This window comes from Lactobacillus sp. M44 (assembly GCF_058130005.1).
Genome location: NZ_CM176707.1, coordinates 475,093 through 492,444 on the forward strand (window position 1 = coordinate 475,093; position 17,352 = coordinate 492,444).

Here is a 17,352-nt window from a genome sequence, read left to right on the forward strand (position 1 = left end):
AATAGGCTGCTTGACCCAAAGCAGCGAATCTTGAAAGTTTCAAAAACTCCAACCACAAATTATTTATATAGTATTAGATTATCGAATTTATAAATAAAAAGCAAAATTTATACTTATTTCCAACCATTATTTTGACTATAGTTACGTTTTTTCATATCAGATACATATCGATTATTTGCAACATAAAAGCGTAATGGTTTTTTTGTCCAAACTTCATCTATTTTATTAACTCCAATTCTTGGAGCACTAATAATTTTTTTAGGTGATTTTTTATGAGTAATATCAATTGTAAAAGGCGAATCTGCTAGCTGATGTAAATCCCAATAACGGCTAGTTATCCCAAATGCTTGCATCATTTTTGCAGGTCCATTAGTTAATAAAACTCCATCTTTACCATAGCGATTTTTGACCATTGTTGGGATTCCTAATTTTGGCTCAATTGCTCTAATTAAGATCCCTTCTGGTTGATCTCGTTGCTGTGTTGCCACATCGAAGAAAAAGTATTGCCTTTGTGCATAGATATAAATTGTGCCAGCTTTTCCATATAAACCTTCATTTGCTTGAGACCGTCTGCCACCAAATGAATGTGCCGTACGGTCTTTTGTGCCTAAATATGCTTCGGTTTCAACTATTATTCCACCTAAAATTTCAGAACCAGTATTATAAGTAAGAGTTCTACCTAATAAGTCTTGGGAAATTTTTTCAGTAGAATCTTTAGAAAAGTATTCAAAGTAATTCATTTTAACCCCTTTCTTTGATGTAAAATAAAGAAAAACAGGAGGGCGATTTAAATGGGAAGTATTAAATTAGTTAGAATTTATGATCACGTTCAACCAGCAGGTTATCGCATTTTAGTTGATCGAGTTTGGCCAAGAGGAATTAGTAAAGTTAGAGCTAATCTAGATCTATGGGAAAAAGAAATAGCTCCAACTAATCAATTGCGCAAATGGTTCAATCATGAGGATGATAAATATCCACAATTTAAAGCAGACTATGATAAGCAACTTGACAATAATTTTGATACACCAGCATTTTTGAAAATAGTTAAGCAACAATTATCTAAGCAAGATGTTTTGTTTTTATATGGGACAAAAAATATCAAGCATAATCAAGCTGTGGTGTTAAAAACATATGTTGAAAATCATTAATTATTTTAGAATATGATGACCATGTTTTTTGACACGGATGAAGTGAAAGATAATTGTTAAAATTAAAATTCCAAATACAATTGTCGCAAAAATACCATTTGGTAGATCATAATTAATTGGAGGTAAGTTTAAAAATAGCTTTAAAGCAATAATGCCTATTAAAACATAGGCCATTGCTTGTAATTCTGGGATAATATCCATCAACTTAATTATTACTTCAGCAACTCCTCGCATTGCTAAAATTCCAATCATCCCACCAATTAAAACTACAACAGGGTTACTAGATACAGCAAGTGCAGCTAAAACAGAATCAATTGAAAAGACAATGTCCATTGATTCAATTGAGATAACTGTACGCCAAAATAACGACAAGATATGCTTGCCGCTTTTTTTATGTTTTTTATGATGGTGCTCTACTTTTTCAGGATGACGTTGATCATAAAAATATTTAAAAGCCAAATAAAATAAATAAATACTACCAGCTAATTTAATCTCCCATAAATGGATTAAATATGTACCAATTCCAATAACTATAAATCTAAATAAATATGCTCCCCATAATCCATATAATAGTGATTCTCGCTGCTGAGTTTTATTTGGTAAAACCTTGGTCTGGGCAGCTAAAACAACCGCATTATCTACAGATAATAAGCATTCCATCAAGACTAAAGTTAAAATAATCATCCAATCTTTACTGCTTGTTAATACATGTAGCCAATTAGATGCATCAAAAAAGGGCTGATAGAGTTTAATTATTGACATGCAATCTATCCTTTTCTAAGTAGTTTTTTTCCATTGTTAATAGACGATTTTTTTCTTTTGATGATAAACGATATCCACCAATTTTACCATTAGACAAAATCACTCTATGACATGGAATAAAGATTAAGGCGGGATTTAGCGCAACTGCGTGTGCAACTGCTCTAACTGAGCGGGCATTATCTAAAGAAGCTGCTAAATCACCATAAGATACAGTACTACCATATGGAATTTTTTTCACTAAATCTAATACATTTCGTTGAAATGCTGTCCCAAAATCGGTGATATCAATTGGAACAGTGAATTCTTTTCTAGTTCCAGCAAAATATTGCTCAAGTTGTTCAACATAAGGTGCTAGTTTTAAAGTATTGTGAACTAACATTTTATGTGGATAAAAACTATAAATTGGAACTTGTGCAGCATCACTTTGGGTTCCAACGTAAGACAAACCTTGATTTGTAGCTGTTAACATATAGGTGTAAGGACTAATATGAACATAGTCGTAATAATAGATATCTGTGATAATTACCCCTCCACTTCATGATTTATGTAATAGTATTTTATAGTTGGTTAAAAACATCTAAAGCATCTGCTTGAATTATATTAATATTCTGATCGGCAGTGATAGTTGTTTTATTGATAGCCCAAACTCTGTCTGTATTTTTATAGGCTAATAGCTGAGCAAAGGGGTACACTACAAAACTAGTGCCCACAATTATTATTAGGTCAGCATTTTGAATAGCCTTAATTGATTCATTGATTACTTGGGGATTAATTGGTTCTCCGTATAATACAATATCAGGTCTAATTATACCATTATCTTCATCGTGAATATAACTAATATAATATTGATTATAGTCAAATTTTTTATGACATTTACTACAATAAATTTTGTATAAATTACCATGAAATTCAATTACATGATTATTACCAGCTTTGGTGTCAAGAGTATCAACATTTTGAGTAATTAAAATTCCCTTTTTATTGCAAATTTCAGCAATTTTATAATGAATTAGATTTGGCTTAGCTTTGGGAAAATACATGTTATGAATGACAAAATCATGAAATACACTAGGATAGTGATATAAAGTATCATCGCTTAATATTTGTTCTGGACTAACTGTTATGTCATGATAAATTCCATTTTTTGATCGATAATCTGGGATATTTGAATGTGTCGATACACCAGCTCCAGTTAAAAATACAATATTTTTTGAGTTAAATATATCAGTTTTTAATGAGTTAATTAATTTAAGTTCTTCCATAATTGAACCTCGATTACACACTATCTACTATTATTATAAAACTTCATTTTGGTATAATAAAATTAGTAAATCGATAGGAACGTGATCACATGACAACGATGATATTTTATTTGATAGCGGGTATACCCATCTTGGCTTATATTGGATATAGCTGGTATTGGCAGGCGATTATTGAAATAAGGGGACGTTATCGTTACTCATCGATAATTTGGGCATTAATTTTTATTTGGATAGCATTTAATTGGAATTATTTTAATTCATCAGATGTTGGATTATCAATTTTTTTAGCTTTATTTATCGTGATGAGCATAATTGATGGATTTGCAGGACTTAGTGCTAAGCGAATAGTGCTAAGTGGATATTTAAAAAGGACTTTGAGTTATCGCGAAGTAGCACACGTTACATTAATAAATATTTCTGGACGCAGGCGTCCATTTGTAATGGCAATATTTAGAACGCACACACAGAGAGTATATTATTTGCCATTTTCGCGTCAGTTAGAAGAGATAATTCAAGTGCTGCACAAAAAAATAAGTAGTGATGTTGGGATCGAGATACAGAATATGATATAGAATAAAAATAGACCACCTAATATGATGGTCTATTTTTTTGACCAAATATATATAAAATAATTGTGTTATAAAAAATTATTAACTATAATGTTAGATAATCTAATTAAAAGTAAGTAGGAGGATTAAAATGTCAAAACCAATCATAGGAATATCAGGATCTGAAATTATTGATAATGGCGGAGATTTCCCAGGTTATCGACGCAGTTATGTCAATGAAGACTATGTAGATTCAGTTATTAAAAATGGAGGAGTTCCATATATTATTCCATTTAGTGAAGATGATGAAGTAGTCAAGATGCAATTAGATAATGTTCAAGGTCTGATATTATCTGGTGGTCATGATGTAGATCCTCACTTATATGGTGAACAACCTATGCAAAAAATAGGTACAACTTGGCCTGCAAGAGATCATTTTGATATGCTGTTATTGAAATTGGCTGAACAAAAGCAAATACCAGTATTAGGCATTTGTCGTGGTGCTCAAATTATTAATGTGGCACATGGTGGCAGTTTATATCAAGATTTAAGTTATCGAAAAGAATTAACCTTAAAACATGACCAAGGAAAAACTCCAGACTTACCAACTCATGGGATGAGTGTTGAGAAAAATAGTAAATTAGCCAAAATTTTAGGTAAGACAGACTTTTTAGTTAACTCATTTCACCATCAATTAATTAAAGACGTAGCACCTGATTTAAATGCAGTAGCCACTGCAACTGATGGGGTTGTTGAAGGATTAGAGTCGGATAATGGATTAGTAATAGCTGTTCAATGGCACCCTGAAATGCTTCATAATAATCCAAAAGTTGAATATATGAATAACTTATTCAAGTTTGTGGTAAATAACAAAGGATAAAGAAACAATAATGAATGAAAATAAAACATCCAAATTAGGTTTTTGGTCAATAGTGTTATTAGCAATTAATTCAATTATTGGATCAGGGATTTTTTTAACACCAGGTAGTGTAGTTCAAATTGCTGGTAGTAGAGCGTTAATTGTTTACTTTATTGCAGCAATATTTGCGTCAATTTTAGCAATTAGTTTTGCGGCTGCTGCTAAATATGTTATTAATTCTGGTGCTGCATATGCATATTCCAAGGCTGCTTTTGGCAATAAAGTAGGCTTTTATATAGGAGTTTTACGCTATTTTTCAGCAAGTGTAGCCTGGGGAGTTATGGGAGTGGGTGTAATTAAGTCAACTATTTCCATTTTTGGTGGAGATCCTAATAGTTTTACTAATGTAACCTTAGGTTTTTTGATTTTAATGGCAGTAATTTCACTAATTAATATTTTTGGTCAAAATGTTGTTAAATACATCATGAACTTAGCTACTATTGGTAAATTAGCTGCACTAGCTTTAATCATTGTAGCTGGTGTTGTTTTATTGTTATTATCTGGTGCAGCTAATCATTTATCTGATGTGAACAATATCATAGTTAATGGTCATACAATTGGATCTACATTAACTGCTTCTGGTTTTGTAATGGCAATAGTTTCAGCTTTTTATGCATTTACAGGTTTTGAATCAGTTGCTTCTGGATCAGAAGATATGCAAGACCCAGAAAAGAATTTACCCCGTGCAATTCCTTTAGCAATTTTTACTATCGCGGTCATTTATATTGGGGTTGTTGCAGTTGCGATGGTATTGAATCCTCAAGCATTAGTAAGTACTAAACAAGTTGTTGCAATCAGTGCAATATTTTCTAATCAAATATTGCGTGACATTATCTTAGTTGGTGCATTAGTGTCAATGTTTGGAATTAATGTAGCGGCAAGTTTTAATTCGCCAAGAATTTTGGAAGCAATGGCAAGGCAAAAACAAATGCCACAATGGATCGCTCAAAGAACTAAGAAAAACTTCCCTGCAAGATCATTTATTATCACAGTAGCGTTAGCAATCTTAATTCCAATGGCCTTTCAATATAATATGCTTAACTTAATTACATTAAGTGCGATGGTTAGATTTATGGGGTTCATCGTAGTGCCCTTAGGCGTTATAAGATTTTATATGGGCAGAAGCGCTCAACCAATTTTGCCAGCAAAGAAAAATGTTACTACTGATATAATCATCCCTGTTTTAGCTGTGGTTTTGACAATATTTTTGTTAATTAAATATGATTGGCAAGCACAATTTGGCATGATGGTTAATGGAAAAATGGTAGTTAACTGGTATGCAATTGCAGGCATTATATTTGGATTTATAATTTTACCAATTATTTTAGCTTTGCTTATGCAATGGGAGAAAAAGCATAGAGAAGAGTAAAATAAAAACCATATCAAAATGAATAGTTACTATACGCTATAGTACAATAAACTTAGATTATATAAAAAGAAGGCAAATATCATGAAAATTGGATTCATTGGTACTGGTGTTATGGGTACAGGAGTCATTGATAACTTATTAAAGCATGGTCAAGATCTAACAGTATTTAATCGGACAAAAGCTCATGCTCAACATGTTTTAGATAATGGTGCCAAATGGGCAGATAATCCCGCAGCATTAGTTAAGCAAGTTGATGTGTTGTTTACTATGGTTGGATTTCCAGCAGATGTTGAAAATATCTATTTTAACGAAGAAAATAATATTTTTTCTGTAGTAAAAAAAGGACAATATCTTGTTGATATGACTACTAGTAAACCAAGTCTTGCTGTAAAAATTGGTGAAGCTGGTGAAAGACTGGGAGTTCATGTATTAGACGCTCCTGTATCTGGTGGTGATATTGGTGCAAAATCTGGTAAGTTAACCGTTATGGTAGGTGGACATAAAGCTGATTATGATGCATTGAAAGATATTTTTGATGATTTTAGTGCGCAACTTAATTACTTTGGTTCATATGGTAGTGGTCAAAATACTAAAATGGCTAACCAAATTATGATTGCAGGTACAATGACTGGTATGGTAGAAATGTTTGTTTACGCAAAAGCTGCTGGACTTGATTTACAAAAGGTAACGCAGACATTGCAGGCAGGTTCTGCAGAAAACTTCAGCTTAGGTAGTTATGGACCAAGAATATTGAAAAAAGACTATACACCAGGATTTTTTGCTAAGCACTTTTTGAAAGATTTAAGAATTGCGCTAGATGAAGCAGATGAGATGCATATTGATTTACCTGCAACTAAAGTTGCCAAAAAGCTATATGAGCAATTAGTTGACGACAAAAAGTTAGGCAATGATGGAACTCAAGCTTTGATCAAGTTATGGTGGAATTAAATTATGATTTATTGAAGGCTATTTAGTTAGCCTTCTTTTTTTGATAAGATAAAGATCCAAACTATTTTTAGATTAGGAAAAATTATGTAATGACAAAAAATAAAAGCTTATGGATCTTTTTTGCAGCTCTTGCCTGCGTTTTTTGGGGAGTATCTGGATTATTTGCTAAATCACTATTTGATATTAGTTCTCAAATAACTCCTATTTGGCTATCACAAATTAGAATGATTGTAGGTGGTAGCTTTTTAATTTTATTAGGGCAAGTTACTGGTAAAAGATCTTTTGAAATTTGGAAAAATAAAAAACAGGCAAGAACCTTAATTTTATATGCATTATTAGGGTTAATACCTGTTCAGTTTTTTTATTTTATAGTTATTCAGCATTCTAATGCTTCAATTGCTACAATTTTGCAATTTATTGGTCCATTTTTTATCATGGCATATATGACCATAACACACCAGCAAGTACTGCGATTTATTGATGTGTTAGCAGCTATTATGGCATTTTGTGGGGTAGTGATTTTGGCAACACATGGAAATTTTTCACATTTATCACTAACTCCATATGTTTTGTTTTTCGGGTTACTTTCTGCAATAGGGGTTGCTACTAATACATTAATTCCTAGACACTTAATCAAAGAAGTCTCTAGTTTTACAATGACAGGTTGGGGATTATTGATAGCTGGGATTACTTTAACTGTAGTGCATCCTGTGTTTCCTAAAATGCCTAATACTTGGTTATTTTGGTCAGATCTAATAGGAGTTATTGTGGTAGGGACAATCATTCCATTTCAGTGGATGACTAGAGCATTGCGTTATGTAGAACCAGCTACTTTAAGTTTACTAGATGCATTTGAACCATTATCTGCAACGGTAGGTTCAGTAATTTGTTTTGGTTTGGCTATGACTCCACAAGATTGGTTTGGGTCAATTTTGATTATTATTTCAGTACTTGCGTTAAATATGAAACCAAAAGAAAATAAATTTATAAATAGGTAAATAAAAAAAGAGATGAAAATCTCTTTTTATTTTGCATTTTCTAATTGAGCAATTCTTTGTTTATGCCAAGCTAAGATCATCTTAACAATCGCATTTGCGACATTGACATTACGTAATAATGGCCCATGTGAATATGAGCCTATCATGTTGCGATAACGCAACCCTTCAACTTTATCTTGTGGGTTATTGCCGTAGCCTTCAATCATATTACCTAAGGGATGCAATTTATCTTTATCATCAAAATAAGTTTGTCCTGAATGGTTTTCAAAAGCCTTAACTTCGCCCCATTCAGTCATATATTTTGTATCACCAATCATACGCTTATCTGATTTGAAAACAGTATGCAAAGGTAAAATTCCTAATCCTGGGATTGTAACACCAGAATTAGTCTTATAATATTGTCCCATTAATTGATAACCACCACAAATACATAGCATAGGGTTGCCATCATTGATATATTTTTCAAGAGTATCTTTGTGTCTTGGCAAGTCTTTTGCGACAACAGTTTGTTCAAAATCTTGTCCACCACCAAAAAACACAAAGTCGTAATCAAAGGCATTAAACTTATCATCTAAAGAAATATTATCGACTTCAGTAGTGTAGCCTTGTTTTTGTAAAAGATATTTTAGGATTTTTACATCTCCAGAATCACCATAGGTATTCATCAAGTCTTCATACAAATATGCAATTTTAATTAGTTTTTCGTTCATTTATTCACCTTCAATTTTATTGACTCTAAAATTATAACTCAAAAACTGCAGCAATATTTACTTACAAGCTTGATTTATAAGTTTTTTGTAAACTATAATTTTCGTTTTTTACAAAATAAAGGCTGATATAAATAATACCAGGTAAAAGAAATACAATTGGAAATACGAAGTATCCATGATTGTTTTTCTCAAAATTTAATCATTATGTCTTGCGGCAATAATATCATCTAATCCATCACGTTCAACAATTGCACTAATTGCAGCGGTCAAGCCTTTAACAATATCTGCTAGATCCATTGATGGAGTATTAGGGCGATTGATTACTTGTTCTGGCAAAAATGGAATATGAATAAAACCAGCTTTAATATTAGAAAATTGCGTCGCTCTCATATATTGAACTTGATACATTATGTGATTACATACATAAGTTCCTGCAGTATTTGATACGGACGCTGGCAATCCTGCCTCTGTAATTGCTTTTGTTTCTGCTTTAATTGGAAGTTGTGTGAAATAAGCGGTAGCACCATCTTTATGAATTGGTTCACCTGATGGTTGATAACCATCATTATCTGGAATACGCCCATCATTAATGTTAATTGCGACACGCTCTGGGGTTAATCCAAAGCGCCCACCAGCTTGACCGACATTTAATACATAGTCTGGATTATTTTCCTGAATAGCTTTTTTAACAACTTCAGCTGACTTATTAAAAACAGTAGGAATTTCTAATTTGATAATTTTGGCATTTTTGATTTCATCAGGTAATAATTTCACTGCTTCAATAGCAGGATTAATTTTTTCACCACCAAATGGATCAAAGCCAGTTACTAAAATTTTCATTATCTTAACTTTTCTTGGGCTTTCATATGATTAATTGGACCATATTTTGATCCCACTGCGATTGGATGAGAAATTGCTTCATAAGTAAACTCTTTGGCAATCTTGACACTATCAATAATTGATTTTCCTTTAGCTAATTCTGCAGTAATTACGGCAGATAATGTATCACCAGTTCCATTAACACGATTAGTTTTATAATATGGTTTTGCAAAATGATGAATTTGCCCATCTTCAGTTAATAATAAATCTACAACTTGGTCAGGATTGTTATCATGACGGCCTTTCATTAAAACATTTTTAGCCCCCATATCTTGCAGCATATGAGCGCCTTTTTCTACTTCTTCGATAGTATTTAAGTCTAAACCTGTTAATTTTTTTTGTTCAAAAAAGTTAGGAGTAATTATTGTAGCAAGCGGCATTAATTCATCCAAAAAAGTTTGGTAACTTTCATCATCTAATAAAGTTGCTCCATGTTTTGTGATAATTACTGGGTCTAAGACAATTTTGCCCATATCGTACTGTTTTAAATTTCTGGCTACAACATTGATAACTGCGCTATTTGCAAGCATTCCAGTTTTTGATGCATTAATTTTAAAATCATCATTTAAGACATCAAATTGCTTTTGAATAAAGTCAATTGGCATAACTTCTTGTGCAAAAATCCCCTTAGTATTTCCAGCAACTGCAGCCGTTAACAAGCCCATTCCATAGACATGTCTTGCATAAAATGAAAGCAAATCAGCAGGCATTCCAGCACTACCATCACTATCATTTCCAGCAATAGTTACAGCAATAGGTTGATCATCCATAATAAAATCTCCTTAATAAATATACATTTGCCTTAATTATACTAGATTCAACGGTGTTTGTATTAACAATATGAAAAGGCTATCATAAGTTCTTGTATAATTACCAATAAAATATTAAAATCTTAGACATCAAAGGGAGTTTTTTATATGTCTAAAAAATATATTATGGCAATTGACGAAGGCACTACTTCAACTAGAGCAATTATTATTGATCATCAAGGTAAAAAGATTGCAATGGCACAAAAAGAATTTACGCAGATCTTTCCTCATCCAGGTTGGGTTGAACAGCGCGCTGGTGAAATTTGGCAGGCAGTTCAAACTACAATTGCAACTTGTTTTATCAAATCACAAATTCGTCCTGACCAAATTGCAAGCATCGGAATCACTAATCAAAGAGAAACAACAATTATTTGGGATAAGCAAACAGGAGAACCAATTTATAATGCTATAGTTTGGCAATCTCGACAGACTAATGAAATTGCAGAAAAATTAAAAAAAGCAGGATATAATGACTTGATTCGCCAAAAAACTGGATTATTAATTGATCCATATTTTAGTGCAACAAAAATTCGTTGGATTTTAGATCATGTAGAAAATAGCCAACAACGAGCTGAAAATGGGGAATTATTATTTGGCACAATAAATACTTGGCTATTATGGAAATTAACTAATGGAAAACGTCATTATACAGATCAAACTAATGCATCTAGGACAATGCTTTATAACATTCATAATTTAGAATGGGATAAAGAAATTTTGGATATTTTGAATATTCCCCAGGCAATTTTACCAGAAGTCAAAAGTAATTCTGAAATATATGGAACTACTGTACCATATCATTTCTTTGGTGGAAGTGTTCCAATTGCTTCAATGGTAGGCGATCAACAAGCTGCGTTATTTGGACAATTAGCATTAAAAAAAGGAATGGTCAAAAATACTTATGGTACAGGTTCATTTATTGTTATGAATACTGGAGTAAAGCCAACAAATTCTAATCATAATTTATTAACTACTATTGCATATGCAATTGATGGACAAGTCACTTATGCACTAGAAGGATCAGTATTTGTTGCAGGGAGTGCAATTCAATGGTTGAGAGATAGTGTTAAATTCATAAAAAATAGTTCTGAATCAGAAACTAGTGCTAAAAAATCAACTTCTGCTAATGAAGTTTATGTAGTTCCTGCATTCACAGGATTAGGCGCGCCATACTGGGATCCTAATGCTAGAGGAGCAATTTTTGGGATTACAAGAGGAACCACAGATCATGATATTGTGAAAGCTACATTGCAATCACTTGCATACCAAACTAAAGATGTTGTTGATACGATGCAAGAAGATTCTGGAATTAAAATTGATACTTTAAGAGTTGATGGTGGAGCTACGAATAATAACTATTTAATGCAATTTCAGTCAGATATTTTAGATACAAAAATAGAACGATCAAAGATTTTTGAAACAACAGGATTAGGAGCAGCATTTTTAGCGGGACTTGCTGTCAAATACTGGGAAGATACTGATGAATTACAGCATGTATTTAAAATTGGGCAAACCTTTACTCCTCAGATGAATCAAGCAGAAAGCCAAAAATTGTATTCTGGTTGGAAACAAGCAGTTAAAGCTACCAAAGTATTTGGATCGGGAATCAAAAAATGAGTATTAAAAAAAGAGCTTTTGTAGGGATACAAGCTCTTTTTGATTATCTAAAATTTATTTTTCTAATTCACCAGTTTGTTTTGGATTTTTAGGTTCAGTTTTTGCAAGCAATGCAAGTAAAATTGTAATTACATCAACAACTTCTTGCAAAATAGCCCCCCAAATTGGTGGAATAATACCAGTGAAGGCAATTAATTCGATGATGATAACTATTGATATGGCAGTTAACACATCGATATTTGCTACTTTCATAGTGTGTTTTGAAACAGCTACAGCGTCACTAACTTTGGACAAATCATTGACCATGATAACAGCATCAGCACTTTCACTTGCAGCAGTAGCACCTTTTGCACCCATTGCAATACCTACATCTGCAGCAGTTAAACTAGGAGCATCATTTACACCATCACCAACCATAACAACAGGACGCTGATCAGCTGGGACTTTTTTAATAGCTTGAATTTTTTGTGCTGGCAATAAATCATATCTGATATCGTCAACACCAGCTTTTTTACCAATTTTATCAGCTACATCCTTGTGATCTCCGGTTAACATCATAATATGTTCAGCACCTTGACGACGCAATCTAGCAAGTGTTGCTGGAGTTTCAGGTCTAATTGTGTCTTGGAAAGTGATATGTCCGACATATTTTCCATCAATTGAAACGAAAATTGCAGTACTTCCAACATTAACTTTTGGAGCACCTGGATCAACAAAACTCATTTTTCCAACTTTAACTAATTTGCCATCTAAAGTTGCACTAACACCTTGTGCAGTAGTTTCCTTTAAATCAGTTACATCATGTAATAGCTTCTTGTCAGTATCTTTAACTAATGAAGTTGCAATAATGTGGCTTGATTGTTGCTCAACACTAGCTGCAATTCCTTGCAATTGGTCTTTAGTTAATCCAGAATCTGCAGTTGGTAATACTTGATCAATTTGTAATTGATTTTCAGTTAAAGTACCAGTTTTATCAAAGGCAAAAGTTTTTGCACGAGATAATTTTTCTAAAGTAGTACCAGATTTAACAATAATGTGATGACGTGACATTGAACTCATGCCACTAACCATAGCAACTGGTGCAGCTAAGATCAATGGACATGGACTAGCTACAACCATAACTTGAGCAAATCTTACAGGGTCTTTACTTACAATCCAAGCAGTAATACCAATTACCAAAGAAATAATTGTAAATGGTACTGCATAACGATCAGCCATCTTAACAAATTTAGCAGGTTTTGCTTGTGAGCTTTTAACTAATTGAACAATTGTCTGGTATTCGGAATCTTTGGCGGGTTTTGTAACTTTCATTTCTACTGCTACATCACCATTAATTGAACCAGACATTAAATCATCGCCGACTTTTTTGTCAACAGGGACAGATTCACCAGTTAATGAAGATTGATCAAAACTTGATTCACCATCAACAATCACACCATCAACAGGAACTTGGTTGCCTGGCTTTACTATAACGTGATCGCCAATTTTTAAGTCATTTACATTAACATCTACTAGCTTTCCATTAACTAATTTATGAGCAATTTGTGGTGATCTTTCTAATAATGCTTTTAATTCTTTACCAGCTTGTGATGCTGCATAATCTTCTAGTGAGTCACCACCAGTTAGCATGACTAAGATCATCCATGAAGCCCAAGGCTGTCTAATTAACATAGTAGATACCACGGCAATAATTGCTAAGATATCTACACCCCACTTACCATGACGAATATCATCAATCATGCCCCAGGCCATGTTGATAGCCATCAGCGTACCTGCTATATAAATTAAATAAGCACCCCAATTTTGATGAAGTCCAAATTCACTAATAGCAGCAATAACCCCAACACCAAGGATTGTATAGAATTTCCATTGATTTTTCATAGGAATATTACCCCCAATATATTTTCTATATCAGATTTTTCGTATACTATATTATAACATAATATAAACTAACAAAAAGTAAGTCGTAAATCAAGACTACTGTTTTGTCGTGTTATTAACACTGCAATCATCTAATGAATGCGCAACATAATTGAATGCTTTAATCCATTCACGTCTGGTAATTAATCCTTGAAAAATTCCTTTATCATCTACAACAGGAATAAAGTTATTATCAATTAATAAATGTAACTGCTTTTCTAATTTAGTTTGTACAAAATTGATTTTGTCAAAATTGGTTTGCATTACATCACGAACCTTTAATGTAGATAAAGGTTCAACAACGATATCTGCTTCAGTCATCATTTTATCTGTAATCATCGCTAAACTAAGTAGACCAACTACACGATGATCTTTATCAAGTACTGGAATTTTTGAATACTTGACTTTCGTCAAAATTAAAAAGGCATGAAAAAGTGGATTATCATCTTGTACAAAAGCAATTCTGGAAGCTGGGATTAAAAACCCACCAGATTTTTCTTCAAGTAACTTTTTGACCTTGGGTGAAAACATAATTGTTCCTTTCAATGTTAATATCATAAAAAAAGGCTTGCAAAAAGTCTGCAAGCCTAACGAATTCATCTACTTTGGAGGAGTAAGAATGAAATAAAAAGTGGGAGTATAGCAAGTCTACCTGCTTGCTATACTTATATAATACAAGTTAATTATGAATAAATATAGTCTTATTTATTACAATTTGGTAAAGATAATGTTAATTATATGCAAAAAAAGACTCGCATGAAGAAGCGAGTCTTAAAGGATATCGTGTCAACAGGGGTAAATGTTGTTGACACGATTTTCATCTACTTTGGAGGAGTAAGAATGAAAAACAAAAAGTTTGGGTGTGTTAATGCATGAATGGCACCAAGGATTTCCTTGATGCTAATTAACATAATACAGACCAATTGTGAAAAAAGTGTGACGAAAGTTTTTTGAATTGGTAAATTTTGGTTATAATACAAGTAATCAATTATGCTTTAAATAATAAAGAAAGGATTTTTATCATGAAGTTAAAAAAAGTAATCATAACTATGCTTAGTTTAGCAACTGTTGGAATATTGATGACAGCATGTGCGCCAAAATCAAAGACAAATCAATCAACGCCTGCTAAAAATCAAAAGATGACCAACATTAATATTGGAACCATGCCAGCACCAGATAGTGCGCCAATTTATGTAGCACAAGAAAAAGGCTATTTTAAAGATGAAGGAATTAATGCCAAGATCACTTTATTCAAAGACCCTAACAAACGTGATGCTGCAGCAAGTGCAGGGCAGTTAAATGCTGCAGTTGTTGATTTTACATCATTCACCGCATATATGAGAAATCCACAATTAAAATGGAAGTTAATTACTCAATTGACAGGACGTTTTGGTGTGGCATTAGCTAAAGATTCCAAAATTAAAGATGTTAAAGAACTAAAAGGGCAAAAAGTGGCTAATATGCCTCATAACCCAACAGATTATTATATGTACAAAGTTTTAAAAGATAATGGTATGAAACCAAATGATGTACAAACAGTAATCGTTCCACAAATTCCACAAAGACTAGAAATGCTCAAAAATAATCAAGTTGCAGCAGCAGTACTGCCACAAACTTTCTTGACTATGGCTAGAGTTCAAGGGCTAAAAGTATTAACTCAAAGCGATTCAAACTTCCAAGTAACTGCGTTAGCCGCAAGTGGTTCATTATTAAAAGACAAGGAGTTAAGACAAAGATTTATTAAAGCATATAACAAAGCAGTTGATGATTTAAATAATAATCCAAGTGTCTTAAAACAAGTATTAATTAAAGATATTGGCTTACCAAAACCAGCAGCAGATGCTGCTCCTAAGCAATTTCCACATTATACTAAGGCAAAGACTGTTAATGGGAAAACTATGCAAGATGTTTTGAATTTTGCAAAACAACAAGGATTCTTTAATAAAAAAGTAAATCCAAATGATTATATTGTTCCTGTAAACTAATGTTAAGAATAGAAAATTTAAAAGTACAATATGGTACAAAAACTGTATTAAATAATATTAACTTTGATTTGCCAACTAATGAAGTTATGGCGGTTTTAGGACCATCAGGTTCTGGTAAAACTACATTAATTAATGCAATAACTGGCTTAATTAAACATCAAGGGAAAATTCTATTTAATGGAACTAATTTGACTGTGAAAAGCCAAACTATTGCATTAGTGCCACAAGATTATGGGTTATTACCTTGGAAAACAGCTAAGCAAAATATTGAATTAGGACTTAAAATTCGTACCCATCATGCATTAAATAATGAACAGATTCAAAGCATTTCTAAATTGACTGCAGAGCTTGGATTGACTAAAATCTTGAATCAATTTCCCAGTCAATTAAGCGGCGGACAAAAACAGCGTGTTGCAATTGCCAGAGCATTTTCAATGAAGCCTGATTTGTTAATTTTGGATGAACCATTTTCTGCATTAGATACAGTAGTTAAGGCAAAAGCGCAAAAAATGTTAATGAAAATTTTGACCCAAAGACCAACAACTACCTTATTTATTACACATAATTTACAAGAAGCATTGATCTTTAGTGAAAAAATGCTAATTTTGACTCAAAATACCGCTGAAATGAGTAATAACCCATTGCAAAAGCTAAAAATAAATGAGCGTGAAAATAATGCTGATTTTTATCCCACAGTAACCAAACTAAGAAAGGAAGTAAATGAAAAATGGCAAGAAAAATAAGAAATATTTTGCTTGCTGTTTTGATTATTCATCTTGTTTGGTGGGGATGTGCTAAATTAGTCAATAAAATCATTATTCCAAGTCCAATTAAAGTTTATGAAGTTATGCCTCAAATGTTCCAACAAGGTATGGGATTAGATATCTATGCATCACTATATCGAATATTTTGGGGTTTATTAATAGCAATATTTTTTGGAGTATTAATTGGTATTGCAATTGTTAGGTTCCCAAAATTTGGTAATATCGCCAATCCAATTTTGTATTTTTTGTATCCAATTCCTAAAATTGCATTATTACCAGTTTTAATGTTGTGTCTAGGAATAGGAGAAAGTTCTAAAATTGGAATGCTAATTTTAGCTAATGTCTTCCAAATAATCGTGTCTGTCCGCGACCAAGTAAAACAAGTTTCCCCAACTCTTTATCAAACATTAAAGGTGTTAGATGCAACTAGATTAGAAACATTCAGATATATTACATGGCCAGCTAGTATTGCAGGGACAATCTCTGCGATTAGAATAGCTTTATCAACTTCATTTGCAATTTTGTTTATTACAGAAGCCTATGGAACACAATTAGGACTAGGCTATTATATTATGGATGAATGGTCAAAAATGGAATATTTGCAGATGTATGGTGGAATTGTGATTATCAGTTTTCTGGCTTTTATTATGTTTATTTTGTTAGAAGTAATCGATAATTATACAAGTCGTTGGCGCAAAAAAGATTGAAGAAGTA

19 protein-coding genes and 1 other annotated feature are annotated in these 17,352 nt (G+C 32.5%); of the genes, 10 read left to right on the plus strand and 9 right to left on the minus strand.

What is annotated here, in order from left to right; genetic code table 11:
* Nucleotides 1–5 precede the first annotated feature (5 nt).
* Nucleotides 6–54: a sequence feature (sodium ion sensor (DUF1646 type); this cis-regulatory element may regulate processes involved in with the transportation of sodium ions), on the minus strand.
* A 59-nt stretch (nucleotides 55–113) separates the two neighbouring features.
* Nucleotides 114–740, minus strand: coding sequence for a DNA-3-methyladenine glycosylase (locus tag AC38BG_RS02320; protein ID WP_489937559.1), 627 nt, complete (start codon nucleotides 738–740; stop codon nucleotides 114–116).
* A 51-nt stretch (nucleotides 741–791) separates the two neighbouring features.
* Here AC38BG_RS02320 and AC38BG_RS02325 point away from each other — a divergent pair, with 51 nt between their 5' ends.
* Nucleotides 792–1,148 carry a DUF488 domain-containing protein gene (locus AC38BG_RS02325; RefSeq protein ID WP_489937560.1) on the plus strand — a complete coding sequence of 119 codons (357 nt, stop codon included), beginning with the start codon at nucleotides 792–794 and terminating at the stop codon, nucleotides 1,146–1,148.
* Here the strand turns inward: AC38BG_RS02325 and AC38BG_RS02330 are convergent, their stop codons facing one another.
* Genes AC38BG_RS02330 through AC38BG_RS02340 form a run of 3 tightly spaced genes read right to left on the minus strand, consistent with a single transcriptional unit; the run spans nucleotide 1,149 to nucleotide 3,172 of the window.
* On the minus strand, nucleotides 1,149–1,910 hold the full coding sequence (locus AC38BG_RS02330) for a TerC family protein (RefSeq protein ID WP_489937561.1): 762 nt from the start codon (nucleotides 1,908–1,910) through the stop codon (nucleotides 1,149–1,151).
* Nucleotides 1,897–2,430, minus strand: coding sequence for a methylated-DNA--[protein]-cysteine S-methyltransferase (locus AC38BG_RS02335; RefSeq protein WP_489937829.1), 534 nt, complete (start codon nucleotides 2,428–2,430; stop codon nucleotides 1,897–1,899). The genes AC38BG_RS02330 and AC38BG_RS02335 overlap by 14 nt, the downstream gene beginning before the upstream one ends.
* A gap of 37 nt (nucleotides 2,431–2,467) precedes the next feature.
* A complete protein-coding gene (locus AC38BG_RS02340; protein ID WP_489937562.1) occupies nucleotides 2,468–3,172 on the minus strand; it encodes an NAD-dependent protein deacylase in 705 nt (234 codons plus the stop codon).
* Nucleotides 3,173–3,261: 89 nt separating this feature from the next.
* On the opposite strand from AC38BG_RS02340, the gene AC38BG_RS02345 reads away from it, so the two are divergent.
* From AC38BG_RS02345 to AC38BG_RS02365, 5 genes are all read left to right on the plus strand, one after another.
* Nucleotides 3,262–3,744: a hypothetical protein gene (locus AC38BG_RS02345; protein WP_489937563.1), complete on the plus strand. Its 483-nt coding sequence runs from the start codon at nucleotides 3,262–3,264 to the stop codon at nucleotides 3,742–3,744.
* Nucleotides 3,745–3,871: 127 nt separating this feature from the next.
* A complete protein-coding gene (locus AC38BG_RS02350; RefSeq protein ID WP_489937564.1) occupies nucleotides 3,872–4,600 on the plus strand; it encodes a gamma-glutamyl-gamma-aminobutyrate hydrolase family protein in 729 nt (242 codons plus the stop codon).
* Between the two features lie 10 nt (nucleotides 4,601–4,610).
* Nucleotides 4,611–6,008: an APC family permease gene (locus AC38BG_RS02355; protein ID WP_489937565.1), complete on the plus strand. Its 1,398-nt coding sequence runs from the start codon at nucleotides 4,611–4,613 to the stop codon at nucleotides 6,006–6,008.
* 81 nt (nucleotides 6,009–6,089) lie between these two features.
* Nucleotides 6,090–6,956: an NAD(P)-dependent oxidoreductase gene (locus AC38BG_RS02360; RefSeq protein WP_489937566.1), complete on the plus strand. Its 867-nt coding sequence runs from the start codon at nucleotides 6,090–6,092 to the stop codon at nucleotides 6,954–6,956.
* A gap of 89 nt (nucleotides 6,957–7,045) precedes the next feature.
* A complete protein-coding gene (locus tag AC38BG_RS02365; RefSeq protein WP_489937567.1) occupies nucleotides 7,046–7,954 on the plus strand; it encodes a DMT family transporter in 909 nt (302 codons plus the stop codon).
* 26 nt (nucleotides 7,955–7,980) lie between these two features.
* Here AC38BG_RS02365 and AC38BG_RS02370 read toward each other — a convergent pair whose 3' ends face one another.
* The 3 genes from AC38BG_RS02370 to thiD form a co-directional block, all read right to left on the minus strand.
* Nucleotides 7,981–8,664 (minus strand): type 1 glutamine amidotransferase, encoded by a 684-nt coding sequence (locus AC38BG_RS02370; protein ID WP_489937568.1) that lies wholly within the window; start codon nucleotides 8,662–8,664, stop codon nucleotides 7,981–7,983.
* A gap of 195 nt (nucleotides 8,665–8,859) precedes the next feature.
* Nucleotides 8,860–9,504, minus strand: coding sequence for a pyroglutamyl-peptidase I (gene pcp, locus AC38BG_RS02375; RefSeq protein WP_489937569.1), 645 nt, complete (start codon nucleotides 9,502–9,504; stop codon nucleotides 8,860–8,862).
* Nucleotides 9,504–10,313 carry a bifunctional hydroxymethylpyrimidine kinase/phosphomethylpyrimidine kinase gene (gene thiD / locus AC38BG_RS02380; RefSeq protein WP_489937570.1) on the minus strand — a complete coding sequence of 270 codons (810 nt, stop codon included), beginning with the start codon at nucleotides 10,311–10,313 and terminating at the stop codon, nucleotides 9,504–9,506. Before thiD ends, pcp begins: the two co-directional genes overlap by 1 nt.
* Before the next feature lie 147 nt (nucleotides 10,314–10,460).
* On the opposite strand from thiD, the gene glpK reads away from it, so the two are divergent.
* Entirely contained in the window at nucleotides 10,461–11,969 is a 1,509-nt protein-coding gene (gene glpK, locus AC38BG_RS02385) for a glycerol kinase GlpK (RefSeq protein ID WP_489937571.1), read from the plus strand.
* Nucleotides 11,970–12,023: 54 nt separating this feature from the next.
* Here the strand turns inward: glpK and AC38BG_RS02390 are convergent, their stop codons facing one another.
* Nucleotides 12,024–13,850: a heavy metal translocating P-type ATPase gene (locus AC38BG_RS02390; protein ID WP_489937572.1), complete on the minus strand. Its 1,827-nt coding sequence runs from the start codon at nucleotides 13,848–13,850 to the stop codon at nucleotides 12,024–12,026.
* 96 nt (nucleotides 13,851–13,946) lie between these two features.
* Entirely contained in the window at nucleotides 13,947–14,420 is a 474-nt protein-coding gene (gene cbpB, locus AC38BG_RS02395; RefSeq protein ID WP_489937573.1) for a cyclic-di-AMP-binding protein CbpB, read from the minus strand.
* 491 nt (nucleotides 14,421–14,911) lie between these two features.
* Between cbpB and AC38BG_RS02400 the strand changes: the two genes are divergently transcribed.
* Genes AC38BG_RS02400 through AC38BG_RS02410 form a run of 3 tightly spaced genes read left to right on the plus strand, consistent with a single transcriptional unit; the run spans nucleotide 14,912 to nucleotide 17,345 of the window.
* Nucleotides 14,912–15,874: an ABC transporter substrate-binding protein gene (locus AC38BG_RS02400; RefSeq protein ID WP_489937574.1), complete on the plus strand. Its 963-nt coding sequence runs from the start codon at nucleotides 14,912–14,914 to the stop codon at nucleotides 15,872–15,874.
* Nucleotides 15,874–16,617, plus strand: coding sequence for an ABC transporter ATP-binding protein (locus AC38BG_RS02405; RefSeq protein WP_489937575.1), 744 nt, complete (start codon nucleotides 15,874–15,876; stop codon nucleotides 16,615–16,617). The genes AC38BG_RS02400 and AC38BG_RS02405 overlap by 1 nt, the downstream gene beginning before the upstream one ends.
* Nucleotides 16,602–17,345, plus strand: coding sequence for an ABC transporter permease (locus tag AC38BG_RS02410; RefSeq protein WP_489937576.1), 744 nt, complete (start codon nucleotides 16,602–16,604; stop codon nucleotides 17,343–17,345). The genes AC38BG_RS02405 and AC38BG_RS02410 overlap by 16 nt, the downstream gene beginning before the upstream one ends.
* Nucleotides 17,346–17,352: the final 7 nt, after the last annotated feature.

What these genes read in the sequence shown, in the direction of transcription:
- AC38BG_RS02320 (WP_489937559.1), bottom strand. Translation starts at nt 740, where the DNA reads ATGAATTACTTTGAATACTTTTCTAAAGATTCTACTGAAAAAATTTCC.
- AC38BG_RS02325 (WP_489937560.1), top strand. Translation starts at nt 792, where the DNA reads ATGGGAAGTATTAAATTAGTTAGAATTTATGATCACGTTCAACCAGCA.
- AC38BG_RS02330 (WP_489937561.1), bottom strand. Translation starts at nt 1,910, where the DNA reads ATGTCAATAATTAAACTCTATCAGCCCTTTTTTGATGCATCTAATTGG.
- AC38BG_RS02340 (WP_489937562.1), bottom strand. Translation starts at nt 3,172, where the DNA reads ATGGAAGAACTTAAATTAATTAACTCATTAAAAACTGATATATTTAAC.
- AC38BG_RS02345 (WP_489937563.1), top strand. Translation starts at nt 3,262, where the DNA reads ATGACAACGATGATATTTTATTTGATAGCGGGTATACCCATCTTGGCT.
- AC38BG_RS02350 (WP_489937564.1), top strand. Translation starts at nt 3,872, where the DNA reads ATGTCAAAACCAATCATAGGAATATCAGGATCTGAAATTATTGATAAT.
- AC38BG_RS02355 (WP_489937565.1), top strand. Translation starts at nt 4,611, where the DNA reads ATGAATGAAAATAAAACATCCAAATTAGGTTTTTGGTCAATAGTGTTA.
- AC38BG_RS02360 (WP_489937566.1), top strand. Translation starts at nt 6,090, where the DNA reads ATGAAAATTGGATTCATTGGTACTGGTGTTATGGGTACAGGAGTCATT.
- AC38BG_RS02365 (WP_489937567.1), top strand. Translation starts at nt 7,046, where the DNA reads ATGACAAAAAATAAAAGCTTATGGATCTTTTTTGCAGCTCTTGCCTGC.
- AC38BG_RS02370 (WP_489937568.1), bottom strand. Translation starts at nt 8,664, where the DNA reads ATGAACGAAAAACTAATTAAAATTGCATATTTGTATGAAGACTTGATG.
- pcp (WP_489937569.1), bottom strand. Translation starts at nt 9,504, where the DNA reads ATGAAAATTTTAGTAACTGGCTTTGATCCATTTGGTGGTGAAAAAATT.
- thiD (WP_489937570.1), bottom strand. Translation starts at nt 10,313, where the DNA reads ATGGATGATCAACCTATTGCTGTAACTATTGCTGGAAATGATAGTGAT.
- glpK (WP_489937571.1), top strand. Translation starts at nt 10,461, where the DNA reads ATGTCTAAAAAATATATTATGGCAATTGACGAAGGCACTACTTCAACT.
- AC38BG_RS02390 (WP_489937572.1), bottom strand. Translation starts at nt 13,850, where the DNA reads ATGAAAAATCAATGGAAATTCTATACAATCCTTGGTGTTGGGGTTATT.
- cbpB (WP_489937573.1), bottom strand. Translation starts at nt 14,420, where the DNA reads ATGTTTTCACCCAAGGTCAAAAAGTTACTTGAAGAAAAATCTGGTGGG.
- AC38BG_RS02400 (WP_489937574.1), top strand. Translation starts at nt 14,912, where the DNA reads ATGAAGTTAAAAAAAGTAATCATAACTATGCTTAGTTTAGCAACTGTT.
- AC38BG_RS02405 (WP_489937575.1), top strand. Translation starts at nt 15,874, where the DNA reads ATGTTAAGAATAGAAAATTTAAAAGTACAATATGGTACAAAAACTGTA.
- AC38BG_RS02410 (WP_489937576.1), top strand. Translation starts at nt 16,602, where the DNA reads ATGGCAAGAAAAATAAGAAATATTTTGCTTGCTGTTTTGATTATTCAT.